11 protein-coding genes are annotated in these 12488 nt (G+C 72.1%); 4 read left to right on the plus strand and 7 right to left on the minus strand.

Annotation, left to right across the window (positions count from 1 at the left end):
• Positions 1-26 precede the first annotated feature (26 nt).
• Entirely contained in the window at positions 27-4046 is a 4020-nt protein-coding gene (locus tag I4Q55_RS15130) for a VWA domain-containing protein (RefSeq protein WP_206788381.1), read from the plus strand.
• 99 nt (positions 4047-4145) lie between these two features.
• Complete coding sequence (locus I4Q55_RS15135) at positions 4146-5471, plus strand: hypothetical protein (protein ID WP_206788382.1); 1326 nt, start codon at positions 4146-4148, stop codon at positions 5469-5471.
• Positions 5472-5633: 162 nt separating this feature from the next.
• Here I4Q55_RS15135 and I4Q55_RS15140 read toward each other — a convergent pair whose 3' ends face one another.
• The 4 genes from I4Q55_RS15140 to I4Q55_RS15155 form a co-directional block, all read right to left on the minus strand.
• On the minus strand, positions 5634-6260 hold the full coding sequence (locus I4Q55_RS15140; RefSeq protein WP_206788383.1) for a response regulator transcription factor: 627 nt from the start codon (positions 6258-6260) through the stop codon (positions 5634-5636).
• Between the two features lie 105 nt (positions 6261-6365).
• The gene (locus tag I4Q55_RS15145) at positions 6366-7016 is read right to left on the minus strand and encodes a response regulator transcription factor (RefSeq protein ID WP_206788384.1); all 651 of its coding nucleotides are present in this window, start codon (positions 7014-7016) and stop codon (positions 6366-6368) included.
• Between the two features lie 4 nt (positions 7017-7020).
• The gene (locus tag I4Q55_RS15150; protein ID WP_206788385.1) at positions 7021-7698 is read right to left on the minus strand and encodes a sensor histidine kinase; all 678 of its coding nucleotides are present in this window, start codon (positions 7696-7698) and stop codon (positions 7021-7023) included.
• 389 nt (positions 7699-8087) lie between these two features.
• Positions 8088-8843, minus strand: coding sequence for an alpha/beta fold hydrolase (locus I4Q55_RS15155; RefSeq protein ID WP_206788386.1), 756 nt, complete (start codon positions 8841-8843; stop codon positions 8088-8090).
• A 79-nt stretch (positions 8844-8922) separates the two neighbouring features.
• Between I4Q55_RS15155 and I4Q55_RS15160 the strand changes: the two genes are divergently transcribed.
• Positions 8923-9345: a MarR family winged helix-turn-helix transcriptional regulator gene (locus I4Q55_RS15160; RefSeq protein ID WP_206788388.1), complete on the plus strand. Its 423-nt coding sequence runs from the start codon at positions 8923-8925 to the stop codon at positions 9343-9345.
• 40 nt (positions 9346-9385) lie between these two features.
• Here the strand turns inward: I4Q55_RS15160 and I4Q55_RS15165 are convergent, their stop codons facing one another.
• On the minus strand, positions 9386-10114 hold the full coding sequence (locus tag I4Q55_RS15165; RefSeq protein ID WP_206788390.1) for a hypothetical protein: 729 nt from the start codon (positions 10112-10114) through the stop codon (positions 9386-9388).
• Positions 10115-10238: 124 nt separating this feature from the next.
• Entirely contained in the window at positions 10239-10625 is a 387-nt protein-coding gene (locus tag I4Q55_RS15170; protein ID WP_206788393.1) for a hypothetical protein, read from the minus strand.
• Between I4Q55_RS15170 and I4Q55_RS15175 the strand changes: the two genes are divergently transcribed.
• Positions 10597-11391 carry a hypothetical protein gene (locus tag I4Q55_RS15175; RefSeq protein WP_206788395.1) on the plus strand — a complete coding sequence of 265 codons (795 nt, stop codon included), beginning with the start codon at positions 10597-10599 and terminating at the stop codon, positions 11389-11391. The two genes, I4Q55_RS15170 and I4Q55_RS15175, sit on opposite strands and share 29 nt — an antisense overlap.
• A gap of 167 nt (positions 11392-11558) precedes the next feature.
• Here I4Q55_RS15175 and I4Q55_RS15180 read toward each other — a convergent pair whose 3' ends face one another.
• A complete protein-coding gene (locus I4Q55_RS15180) occupies positions 11559-12386 on the minus strand; it encodes an SAM-dependent methyltransferase (RefSeq protein ID WP_206788397.1) in 828 nt (275 codons plus the stop codon).
• Between the last annotated feature and the right edge of the window lie 102 nt (positions 12387-12488).

Raw genomic sequence — 12488 nt, forward strand, 5'->3', positions numbered from 1 at the left:
GAAAGTTTTCTTGGGGAGGACCGACCATGCGCGCGAACCGAGCGGTGGCGGGCAGCGCGGTCGTCGCGGTGCTCGGCGGCTGGGCGATCAGCGGAGCGCTCGCGCCGACCGAAGCGCAGGCACCGGCACCGGTGGCCGCGCCGTACCGCGTCGGGTACGTCAGCGAGGCCACCACCGGCCTGTACCAGGCGACCGGCGAAGGCGCGGAGGCGGCGCTGCCGCGCGGTGCCGGCGGCGTCGATTCCGACGCGTTCCCCGGCACCGGCGGCGTCGTGTGGGTGAGCCACCGCGCCGCGACCGCCGGTGGTGCCGAGCGGGACGGCGAGCTCTTCTACCTCCCCGACGGTGCTTCGGCGGCGCGGCCGCTGACGAACGACGAGGCCGTCGACGTCCACCCGGCGCTGTCGCCGGACGGCCGCACGGTCGCGTTCGCCTCCGAACGCGCCGGCAGCCGGAAGCTCTTCGTCATCGGCGTCGACGGCCGCGGCCTGCGCCAGGTGACGTCCGGGCCGGCCACCGACGACTCGCCGAGCTGGTCGCCCGACGGCACCCGCCTCGTGTTCAGCAGCACGCGCGACGACCCGGCGGGGGACATCTACACCGTGCCGGTGGCCGGTGGGACGCCGGCGCGCCTGACCGCCGACCCGGCCGCCGACACCCAGCCCGCGTGGGGGCCGGCCCGGATCGCGTTCACCACGACCCGCTTCCACCCGGCCGGTGACGTCGTGCTGGTCGCCGAGACCGGCGGCGCGGTCACCCGCGCGGTGCCCGACCCCGGCGATTCGTCCGAGCCGGCGTGGTCGGCCGACGGCACGCGGCTGGCGTTCACGACCCGCGCGCAGGACCCGCTCGGCGACGTCAAGCAGATCTCCGCCGGCCGGGTGTCGACCATCTCGGCGCTGCCGGCCATCGGTGAGACCGAACCGGCGTTCCGCCCGAGCGGGCAGCCGGTGTTCACCCAGCTGCGCGCGGGCATCACCACCGACATCTGGAGCGCGGACGCCACCGGCGGCGACCGCCGCGACCTCACCCACCGGCCGGGCGCCGACGAGTTCGACCCGGCGTTCTCCGCCGACGGCGCGCAGCTCGCCTACACCCAGGCCGGCCCCGGCGAGGCGTCGGGGGAGACCGAGGTCGTCGTGGCGAACGCCGACGGCAGCGCGCCCCGGTCCCTGACCGGCCCGCGGGACGGCGTCAAGCACGAGCAGCACCCCGCCTGGTCGCCGGACGCCACGATGATCGCGTTCACGAACACCGTGTACCGCGGCGAGGACCAGCAGGACACCGTCCGGATCGCCCGCGTCGCGGACGGCCGGATCCTGGGCGAGATCCCGATCCCGCCGTACCTGCGCGGCGACGACTCCCAGCCGGTGTGGTCGGCCGACGGCACGAAGGTCACGCTGACCCGCGCGGCTTCGCGGGTCGCGCCGCCGCCCCCGGGGCGGGTGCAGCCGACGGTGGTGGACATCCCGGTCGGGCAGGGCTCTTCGGCGGCGATCGCCAAGACCGTGCCGACCGACAAGGTGCCCGCCAAGCCGGACATCGTGCTGCTGATGGACCAGAGCAGCTCGATGGGCACCGCGCTGGGGGACATGCAGACCAACCTGACCCGCGTCATGGGCACCATCAGCACAGCGCAGCCGGAGGCCCAGTTCGCCGCCGTCGCGTTCGGCGACCGCGACGACATCGTCGACGCGAACAACCCCAACGGCCGCCTGTTCCAGGTGCAGCAGGACCTGACGAAGAACCAGGACGACGTCAAGGCAGCCTTCACGAGGATCACGCCGTTCGGCGGCGGGGACGTCCCGGAGGACTGGGTGTACGCCCTCGACCGGGTCGCCACGGGTGCCGTCACCTTCCGGCCGGACAGCAGCAAGATCGTCGTGCTGGTCGGCGACGCCCCCAGCCACGACCCGAGTGGCGTGCCCCGGCAGCCCACCCAGGGCGTGACCCTCGCCCAGGCGATCGAGCGGCTGAAGGCCCAGGGCATCCGGGTGGTCGCGGTGTCGGCCGGGAGCGGCGGCGGTGGCCTGGACGCCGCGGGCCAGGCGACCCAGCTGGTCAACGCGACCGACGGCGTCATCGCGAGCACCGATCCGGGCAACATCAGCGCCGTGATCACCGAAAAGATCGGCGACCTGGGGGTGCGGGTGCTGCCGGTGCCGTTCTGCGATCCCGGGCTGACGCTGACGTTCAACCCCGAGGGAGCGCAGCAGGTGCCGGGTGGCACGGACGCGCGCTTCACCGAGTTCGCGGCCGTCGCGGCCACCGCGCCGCTCGGGGCGGTGCTGCGCTGCCGGGTGGAGTTCCGGATCGACGGGGAGAACTTCGTCCGGCCCGGCTACACCGAGGACGTCACCGTGCGGGTCAAGGACCCGCGGCTGCCGCTGATCACCGTGCACGACAGGACCGTGACCGGGACCGCCCCGACGGTGATCGAATACTCCGCGACCGCGGTCGACGCCGACCGCGAAACGCCGCTCACGCCGTTCTGCACCCCGTCGTCCGGCAGCCTGTTCGCCGTCGGCGCCACCACCGTCACCTGCACGGCGACCGGCGCGGGTGGCACCGCCACCGAGACCGCCGTGATGTCCGTCGACCCCGGTGGGGAGTTCCGGCAGGAGCTCTGGCAGGTCTCGCTCGAAGCCGGGCCGGACAGCGTCGTCGCCGGGGTCCAGCGGGACCTCTCACCGTCCTTCGGGCAGCCGTGCGGCATCGGGCGGCAGGGCTCGGCGGACGTCTCGCCCGACGGCGCCGCGCTCGTGTTCCACAACGACCGCCGTCAGCTCTGCGTGGCGCCCGCCGACGGCGGCGCCGCGCGGGTGCTGGTGCAGAACATCGGATCCGTGGACAGTCCCGCCTGGTCGCCGGACGGCACGCTGGTCGCCTTCGACAGCGTGCCGGGGGAGGCGCAGCCGAGCGTCCTGACCGTGCCGTCGGCCGGCGGGGCGCCGGCCGTCCTGATCGCCGGGCCGGGCGGAGCGTCGCAACCGGCGTTCCAGCGGATCGCCGACATCGGCGTGACCGCCACCGCCGTCCCGGCCGGGATCCCGTTCTCCGGGCTGACGACGTTCGAGTTCGTCGTCACCAACAACGGCGTCGCCGCGTCGCCCGGCGTCGGGCTGTTCGTCCGGCTGACCGCCGGGCTGCGGCCGCAGGCGCCGATCACCAGCGTGGGCACCTGCACGCCGGACCTCGTCTGCGCCTTCGGCACGCTCGCGCCGGGTGCGCAGGCGCGGGTGCGGTTCAGTGCCACCGGCGCCGAACCCGGGACGCAGGCCGCGACCGGCACGGCCACCACGGCCGGCCAGGACGCCGACGCGCGGAACAACTCCGCGACGGCCGTGGTCACCGTCGGCGCGAGGCCGGTGCCCCCCGTCACGCCGGGCTCGCTGTCGGTGGGGCTGGCGGTGTCGGCGGTCCCGCTGTTCGCCGGCGGCGACGACGTCGTGCTGACCTTCCTGGTGCACAACGGTTCCGGGGCCCCGATGCCGAACGTCCGGCTGGTCACCCAGCTGCCGCCGCAGCTGCCCGCGACGTCGGTTTCGCCGGGGTGCGCGCCGGGCGGCGGCAGCTGTGCGCTGGGGACGCTGGCGCCCGGCCAGACCGTCGAGATCCGGATTTCGCTGGCGGCCAGGGCTGCGGCGGACTCGCCGGTGTCGGGCACGGTCAGCACGACCGGACCGGACAACAACGCCGGGGACAACACGGCCAGTGGGCGCGTGGTGATCCGCCAGCCGGTGGTGACCGTCGAGCCGGGCGTGGCCCCGCTCGGCTCGGTCCCGCGGGTGACGGGCACGGACTTCCCGCCGGGCGCGACGGTCCGGCTGGCCTGGTCGGCCGGGATCTCCGAGACACCCGGCCTGGCGACCGTGGGCGTCGACGGGCGGTTCGAGGCGCAGTTCCTGGTCTTCCACCACGACCTGATCGGGCCGCGCACGGCGTCGGTCACCCCGGTCAGCGGGCCGAAGTTCGGGACGGTGCAGTCGAACCCGGTCCTGGTCGTCCTGCGCACCGAACAACCGCCGTTCATCAGCCGCGGCTGAGCCGCGGCGAACCCACTGCCCATAGGGGCAACCACCGGCGCACGGCCGCACACCCGTCCGCTGCTGCCGGACCCGCGACACGAAAGGGAGACTTCGCGCATGGGAGCAACGGCGACGCTGTCCGAGGCCGGCCTGGTCGCGGAACCCGGCCAGGAGACGAGCTGCACGGTGACCATCCGGAACGCCGGGCAGGTCGTCGACCAGTTCGCGATCGACGTCGTCGGTGACGCGAGTGGCTGGGCCACCGCGGAACCGGCGACGGTCAACCTCATGCCGGGGGAGACGGGGACGGTCACCGTGCGGTTCGCGCCGCCGCGGTCGTCCGACGTCCCCGCTGGCACGATCCCGTTCGGCGTCCGGGTGTTCTCGAGCGAGGACCCCGCCGGCTCGGTCGTCGAGGAGGGCACCGTCGAGCTCGGTGCCTTCACCGAGGTGACCGCCGAGATCGTGCCGGGCAAGGTGGAGGGCAGCTCGAAGGCCGACTTCGAGGTCGCCGTCGACAACCGCGGCAACCGGCCGGTGACCGTCGAGCTGAGCCCGCTGGACCCGGAGGACGAGCTGGACTTCCGGCTCGAGCGCGACCGGGCCGAGCTGGCGCCGGGCACCGCCGCGTTCATCCGGATGCGCACCAAGCCGCGGAAGCGCTTCCTGCGGGGGCAGCCGATCCGGCACCGCTTCCAGGTGTTCGTCATCGCCGACGGCGCCGAGCCGCTCAAGACCGAAGGCACCATGGTGCAGCGGCAGCTGCTGCCGAAGTGGCTGCTGCCCGCGCTCGCCGCACTGCTCGTCCTCCTGCTCGCCCTGGTGACGTTGTGGTTCACCGTGTTGCGGCCGGCGGTGAAGTCGGCCGCCCGGGAGGCCGCCGAGGAGCAGAACCAGGAGATCGTGAAGGCGGCGCAGGACGCCGGCGCCGGGGCCGACCAGGCGAAGAAGAACGCCGACCAGGCCAAGCAGAACTCCGAACAGGCGATGAAGGCCGTCGGCCTGACCCCGCCGGGTGACAACCCCGGCGCCCCCGGCTCCGGTCCCGGGACACCCCCGACCCGCGTCTCGAACGCCGCCGCCGACGGGACACCGACGGACTTCCGGGTGGCCGCCGACGCCCGGATCGACTCGAACGTCAACCGGTTCGCCGAGTTCCCCTACACCCTGCCGGACGCGACCAAGACGCTGGTGATCACCGACCTGATCCTGCAGAACCCGCGCGGTGACACCGGAACCCTGCGGCTGCTGCGGGATTCCGGCGGCACCAAGACCGTGCTGCTCGAGGTCGGGCTGTCCAACTTCCGCGACCTCGACCACCACTGGCTGCAGGCCTGGCGGTTCCAGCCGGGGGAGAAGATCGTGCTCGCGGTCAGCTGCCAGAACGCGCCCGACCGTGGCCGCTGCACCCCGTCGGTCTCCTTCTCCGGCCGGGTCGAGTAGACCATGCCCCAATGTGGCGTTGGTTGCGTCCAACGCACCGAAGGCCACCTTGGGTGCGTTGGACGCACCGAAGGCCACATTGGGTGCGTTGAGCGCACCGAAGGCCACATTGGGGCGCATGGGTCACCCGGGCGGACGTCGAACCACTTGCCATGCGCGAAGTTAGATGAGCCCTTCGCGCATGGCGAACGCCACCGCGTGGGCGCGGTTGCGGAGCTGGAAGCGGTTGGTGATGTCGTGCAGGATCGACTTCACCGTCCGCTCCGAGTAGCTCAGCTGGTCGGCGATCTCCTTGGTCTCGAAGCCGTCGGCGACCAGCCGCAGCACCCGGGTCTCCCGCTGGGACATCCCGGCCAGGTCCCACCCGTTCGGGTGCAGTACGTCCCGCTGCAGCCGGGACACCCGCGACAGCAGGCGGCCCAGCAGGTCGGGCGGCAGCGCGCCTTCGCCGACGGCCGCGGCCTTGACCAGCCGGACCAGCGTGTCCGGCGTGGCGTCGGCCCGGCGGATGATCGCCGACACCCCGTTGCCCACGACGTCCAGCAGCTCCGAGTCCTCCACCTCCCCGGCCACCAGGACGACGCCCGCGTGGCCGGCGCACTGGAGGCTGCGCAGCAGCTGCCGGGCCTCGGCGTTCAGCCGCTCCACGATGACCAGGACGACGGCGGGCTCGCCCGAGCCCTCCTCGGCGAAGCGGATTTCGGGACGTGACCGCAGCGCGGCCGTGACGCCCGCGTGGGTGATCGTGTCGGTGGCGTGCAGCAGCACCGGAACCTGGTCGGTGATCATCGGTGAAGTCCTCCCTCGAAAGACGCCGTCTCGCGCCACCACCAAGGATCGTGGTGCGGACGCCTGGCGAACAGGGACATGGAGTCCCGATATGTCCCGCTTTCCTTACTCCGATCGGGCAATGCCGGCCTCTCTCGCCTTGGCGATGGCCTGCGTCCGGTCGGTGACGCGGAGCTTGCGGAAGATGTGGGACACGTGGTTGCGCACGGTCTTCTGGCTCAGCACCAGCTCTTCGGCGATCGACGCGTTGCCCATGCCCTGCGCGACGAGCCGCAGGATCTCCTTCTCGCGCAAGGTGAGCCGCGGGAACGACTCGTCACGCGGGGTCGCCGTGCCCAGCAGGGACAGCACCCGGGTGGCGATCGCCGGGCTGAAGATGGCTTCGCCGTCACCGATCACCCGGACCGCGCGGATTATCTGCTCGTTGCGCGCCCCCTTGAGCAGATAGCCGCGGGCACCCGCGCGCATGGCCGCGAACACCGCGGCCTCGTTTTCGAACATGGTCAGCATGAGCACGCCGGTGTGCGGGCTCGCGCCGACGATCCGCCGGGTCGCTTCGACGCCGTCGAGGTCGGGGAGGTTCAGGTCCATCAGGACGACGTCGGGCTCCAGGCGGGCCGCGTCGGTGACCGCGGTCAGGCCGTCGGCCGCTTCGCCGGCGACCTCCATGCCGTCGGTGGCATCGAGCATCGCGCAGAGCGCGGCCCGGAAGACGGGGTGGTCGTCGACCACGAGGACGCGCAGGGAACCGAACACCGCCTCACTTCCCCGCGGCGAGGGGCAGCCAGGCGGCGATCCGCGTGCCGCCGGAGGACACCGGCTCGACGCGGCAGCCGCCGCCGAGGTCGCCGGCGCGTTCCCGCATCGACCGCAGCCCCGTCCCGCCGACGGTGGGCAACGCCTCGCCGTCGGTGCCCACGCCGTCGTCGACGATCTCCACGTGCAGGTCGCCGTCGAGCGGCCAGAGGTGCACGGTGCACTGCCGGGCGCCGGAGTGGCGGGCGACGTTCACCAGCGCCTCGCGGATGATCCGGTACGCGGTGACCTCGACCTCGGCTGACAACGGCGGCAGTTCGCCGCGCACCTCGACGTCGACGCGCAGCGGGCCGTGTTCCGCGGGCACCCGCCCGGTGAGGGTGGCGGCGTACCGCCGCACGGCCAGGACGAGCCCGGCCTCGTCGAGCGCGGGCGGCCGCGCGTCGGCCACGATCCGGCGCAGGTCGGTGATCGCGCCGTAGAGCTCGTCTTCGAGCCGTCCCAGCAGGTGTTCGGTGGCGGCCCGGTCCCGGCCGACCAGATCCCGGGCGGCGCGCAGCCCGAGCACCGCGGCGGTGAGTGTCGGCCCGAGTCCGTCGTGCAGGTCGTGGAGCACCCGTTTCAGCCGGTCTTCGTACCCCGCGGGACGAATGAAGTCGGCGACGACGAATGTCCGGCGCATCTTCTCCCCGTCCGCCAGAAATGGTCTGGACCCCCAACGCAAATCGGGGAACCAGCTCTCGTGCGGGTAGCCCAGCCGGCTGCTCCGTTTCGCGTAGCGGGCTGGTCACCCGCTGTACTAATCGCCCGATATCGCCCCGGCGTTTCACTGTGGGCCACCAACGCAGGTAACGGAATGGTCCCGATGCGGAAACGCTCGTAACGACGGGGGCGGACGCAATGATCCGCTGGGACGGGTGCGGCTCGCCTGCCAAAAGCGATTCATGAACTGCGGTGTGAACCGGTGGAAATTCGACAAAGCCGGGACGTCGCACTTTCCGGAAGTCGCACGGCGGATGGGGGAAACTGCCGACACCGGGTGGCCCAGTGCGGGTTCCGCCAATTCCCGGGTCAGCCGCCGAGCATCGCGTCCAGGAGTTCCCCGGGCGTCTCGACCTGGGGCAGGTGCCCGGTGCGGGGGAGCAGGGTGAAGGTCGAACCCGGGATAGCGGCGGCGTAGGCCTTCCCGTACTCCGGGCCGGCGATGCCGTCGCTTTCGCCCCAGAGCACGTGCACGGGGACGGTGATCTCACTGAGCCGCCGGGCGAGTGCCGGGTCGGTCATGGCCGGGCCGGTGTAGCCGATCAGGGCCCGGACGTCCGGGCTCGGTCCGGGACCCCCGCCGGCCGGGGCGGGCGCGCGGCCGGGGTCGTGGAAGGAGAGTGTCCGGATCTCCGCGACGGACATCCCGCTGATGTCGGTGAGCGGGTGGCCGGCGACCTCGATGCCGATCCCGTCGACGATCACCGCGCGGCGGACGCGGGGACTCTTCAGCAAGGCGATTTCGGCGGCGAGCCAGCCTCCGAACGAGTTGCCGGCGACGGTGACGCCGGTGAGGCCGAGCCGGTCCAGCAGGTCGACGTACAGCCGGGCCAGTGCGGTAACGCCGGTCAGGTGCGCCGCCTTCGGGGTGCCGCCGAAGCCCGGATGGGTGGGGAGCAGCACGCGCGAGCGGGTGCGTTCGGCGAGCAGGTCGGCGAAGCCGGTCATCGTCGCGACCCCGCCGCCGCCGTGCAGGAGCAGGAAGGGATCGGTGCGGTCGTGGTCGTCGTTGTCCCGGACGGTCACTTCGGCCGGGCCGAGCGTGTGTGTCGTGGTGGTCGGCATGTGTTCCTTTTCGGTCGGGTATATCTAAGGAACCTTAGATAAGGTTCCTTAGATAAGCAACCTGGGTTAGGCTGACCGCATGAAGTACCACCCCGGCGACGTCGCCCTGGCCGTCAAGCGCCTGCAGCACCGCCACCACCGGGCGCTGAGCAAGGCACTGGCGCCGGTGGGCCTGTCGCTGGTGCAGTGGGACACCCTGCGCCACCTGCACCGGCGGCCGGAGGCGTCGCTGCACGAGCTGGCGGTGCTCACGTTCCAGACCGACCAGTCCTTCGGGTCCCTCGCGACCCGGATGGCGGAGCGCGGGCTCATCGAGCGCGTCCCGGGTCCGGGCCGGGCGGTGCGCCACCGCCTGACCGAGGAAGGCGCGCGGCTGCGCGCGGAGGGGCAGCAGCTGGTGGACGCCGTGGTCGAGTCGTCGTTCCGGGAGCTGTCGGAAGCGCAGCTCGACCAGCTGGGGGAGCTGCTGGACCGCGCACTGGGTCCCGGCCCGGCCGCCTGAAGCGCCACCGCTGCGGCGGCGGTCGGCTGACGGTGGTCGGCTACCGCCTCCGCGACCGGGTGAACCCGACCACGAGGTACGCCAGCGACATGACGATCCCGACCAGGCAGACGAGTCCGCCGACGGCGAGCAGGGCGATGGTGCTGTCGTCGAACCGGGGCACCATCTTGACGTAGCCCGGCTGGACCTCGACTTCGACCTCGTCGTCGGTGAGCATCAGGAACGCGGCCACGAGGTACCACCCGCAGCCAACGGCGACAACCGGCAGCACCCACCGGAGGACCTTCCAGCCGCGCATCCCGTCGTCCGCCGCGACGGCGTCCGGGCGCGACGTGGTCAGCGCGTCCGCGAGCACGGGTGCGTTCGTGGTGAGGCCGTCGAACCGGACCTTCCCGCCATCGGCGAAGCCGGTGGCGCAGCGCAGGTTCCGGCCGTGGCGCGGCGACCGGCCCGGGTCGCGGGTGACCCGGATTTCGGTGACCTGGTCCCAGGTCCAGGCTCGCCGCCCGTTCTTCGTCGTGTGCGCGATGCCGTTTTCGTGGACGTCGAACCGTTCGCGCGATCCGCCACGAGCAGCCCGGAAGGCCTGCACCGCCGCGACCGGGAACGCCACCGCCAGCACGACCAGCAGGAGCCCGACCAGCCTGCCCGCGCTCCAGACCGGGTGCACCACGAGCGCCACCAGCCCCACCGCGGCGACGACGGTCACGACCGCGGCTTGCGTGGCGATAACCCAGCGCCGCCGGTTGTCGACCGGATGGGTGCTCACGAACGCCCCTAGTTCGCCCATGAGCGAAGGGTACGGGCCGTCACCGGTCCAGGGTGGTGCGCGGCGAACCGGTTCGGCGCATCGGGCGGCGAGCGGGGCGCCGTCGCGCTTGTGGAAGCCGTGATCAGAACCTGCGCGGGACGACCGAGTACAGTTCGTCGATGGTGTCGTCGGCGGAGTGGCCGCCACCCCAGAAGCCACTGCGCGGGTTCAGCCTGACCAGACTGCCGTCGCCACGCCGTAGCGTCAGGTAGGAGTTACCGGTGTACACGCCGTTGGTGTGCCAGCGCTCGTAACTGCCCTTGAGCGCGACGTCGGTGAGCGGTTCGGCCCACAGCAGGCCTCGTCGGTCACCCTCGAATAGCGGCTCCTGACCAGCAGAAGCCGGCGTGTGGTCACCGCCAACACGTAGCGCGTCGTTCCGCCCCGCCGGTGGCGTCGCTCCCCGTACGCTTTCCCCGGGGCGCGGCAAGGAGGTCGGGATGACGGCGCTGGCGGTCGTGCTCGTCACCATCGGCTTCGCGTTGACTGTGCTGATGCCCGTGTGGGCGCTGCTCACCTGGGGTTCGCACCGCGAACGCCGGCGGCTCGCGCGGTTGCCGGTCTCCCGGTGCGCCGACGTGACCGGGCCGGGACGGCGGCTGCGTGCCGTGGAGGGGCGCAGCGGGCCCGGTCCACTGGGGACGTTGACCGCGCCGCTGTCGGGTGAGCCGTGCGCCTGGTACTTCAGCCAGGTGGAGGAGAAGGTCAGCGGCGACGGCCCGTCGAGGCGGCTCGTCTGGGAAGCCGGCGGTGCCATGGCGTTCGAGGTCCGGGACGAAAGCGGACCGGTGCTCGTCGACGGGTGCCTCGTGCACCCAGAACACCGGTCGAGCCGGACCGGCCACGGTCCGCCGGTGCGGCGTGCCGTGCAGGAGGACGTCAGGTCGGCGAAGGACAGCGCTCACCTCCAAGGCCTGATCGCCCGGGGAATCCTGACCGAGAAGTCGTTCCGGCGCGGGTGGTTGTCCGGCTCGCTGGGCTGGAGCGTGCGGGAGTACGTCCTGCCGATCGGGGAGCCGCTGCACGTCCAGGGCCGGCCCGGAATCCGGCAGGGCCGGCCGGTGCTGGGTGGGGCGCGGGGCAGGCACCTCGTCTCCGGTCGCACCCACGGGCAGCTGGCCGCCGACAGCGAGCAGGACGTGCGGACCGGCTGGGGCTGCCTGCTGATCGGGAGCATCGCCGGCCCGCTCCTCCTCGTGGCCGGCTACCTGCTGAGCCTGCGCATCGGCGGGTGAGCGCGTCACTCGTCCGGGCAGGGGTGAACTTCACGGCCAGCGGCGCCGGCCAGTTCCGGCAACAGACCCAGAAAAGTGTATAACGCCATATACGGCACCGATGATTTCAGCACAATTTGCAGTCAAAAGCCAGCACAAAAAGCCGCGTTGACGGCGCCTGATCCGGGTCAGCTCGCCTTCCGCGCCACCCCGCCGTAGAGCTGGGTGTTGGTGTAGGGGTCGTCGGAGATGTCGCCGGGGCCGCCCGGGCGCCAGAGCGCGCAGCCGACCAGGCCGGGTTCGATCAGCTCGAAGTCGCCGAACATCGTCTCGACCTCCTTGTAGCTGCGGGTGGTCGCCTGGTCGTGGCCCCTGGCCTGGTTGAACGTGCCCACCGCGCTGTTGATCCGGTCGCTGTCCTGGTCGCTGACCAGGTGGGAGATGGCCAGGTAGCTGCCGGGCGCGACGTGGTCGCGGTAGCGGGCCAGCAGCGCGTGCGGGTCGTCGGCGTCGGGGATCCAGTGCAGCATCGCGATCGTGAGCAGGCCGACCGGTGCGTCGAAGTCGAGGAGCCGGCGGACTTCCGGGTGGGCGAGGATGCCGTCGGGGTCGGTGAAGTCGGCGTGCGCGATCGTGGCGTTTTCGCTGGCGCGCAGGAGCATCTTGCTGTGTGCGACGGCGATGGGGTCGCGGTCGACGTAGACCACCCGGCAGCGTGGGTCGATCTCTCCGGCGATCTGGTGGACGTTGCCCACGGTGGGGATTCCGGAGCCGATGTCGAGGAACTGCCGGATGCCCAGGCCCATCAGGGTGCGCACGACGCGGCCGAGGAAGGCCCGGTTGAGCCGGGCGACGTCGCGGATGCCGGGCATGATCTTCTCGGCCTGTTCGGCGGCGTCCCGGTCGGCCTGGAAATTGTGGGCGCCGCCCAGCAGATAGTCGTAGGTGCGGGAACTGCTGGGTTTCGTCGTGTCGATACCCGGAGGAACCCATTCCTCTTCTTGGTGCTGCGTCATCACCGTCACCTCACTCGCCTTCGCACGAAGAACATACTCACTCTCGTGGCTCCTATGATTACGCCATAGGTGTGACGGCGTTTCAGCCGATGGGTGCTGTCG

This window comes from Amycolatopsis sp. MtRt-6, assembly GCF_017308975.1.
Classification (GTDB): domain Bacteria; phylum Actinomycetota; class Actinomycetes; order Mycobacteriales; family Pseudonocardiaceae; genus Amycolatopsis.

What these genes read in the sequence shown, in the direction of transcription:
- I4Q55_RS15130 (WP_206788381.1), top strand. Translation starts at nt 27, where the DNA reads ATGCGCGCGAACCGAGCGGTGGCGGGCAGCGCGGTCGTCGCGGTGCTC.
- I4Q55_RS15135 (WP_206788382.1), top strand. Translation starts at nt 4,146, where the DNA reads ATGGGAGCAACGGCGACGCTGTCCGAGGCCGGCCTGGTCGCGGAACCC.
- I4Q55_RS15140 (WP_206788383.1), bottom strand. Translation starts at nt 6,260, where the DNA reads ATGATCACCGACCAGGTTCCGGTGCTGCTGCACGCCACCGACACGATC.
- I4Q55_RS15150 (WP_206788385.1), bottom strand. Translation starts at nt 7,698, where the DNA reads ATGCGCCGGACATTCGTCGTCGCCGACTTCATTCGTCCCGCGGGGTAC.
- I4Q55_RS15155 (WP_206788386.1), bottom strand. Translation starts at nt 8,843, where the DNA reads ATGCCGACCACCACGACACACACGCTCGGCCCGGCCGAAGTGACCGTC.
- I4Q55_RS15160 (WP_206788388.1), top strand. Translation starts at nt 8,923, where the DNA reads ATGAAGTACCACCCCGGCGACGTCGCCCTGGCCGTCAAGCGCCTGCAG.
- I4Q55_RS15175 (WP_206788395.1), top strand. Translation starts at nt 10,597, where the DNA reads ATGACGGCGCTGGCGGTCGTGCTCGTCACCATCGGCTTCGCGTTGACT.
- I4Q55_RS15180 (WP_206788397.1), bottom strand. Translation starts at nt 12,386, where the DNA reads ATGACGCAGCACCAAGAAGAGGAATGGGTTCCTCCGGGTATCGACACG.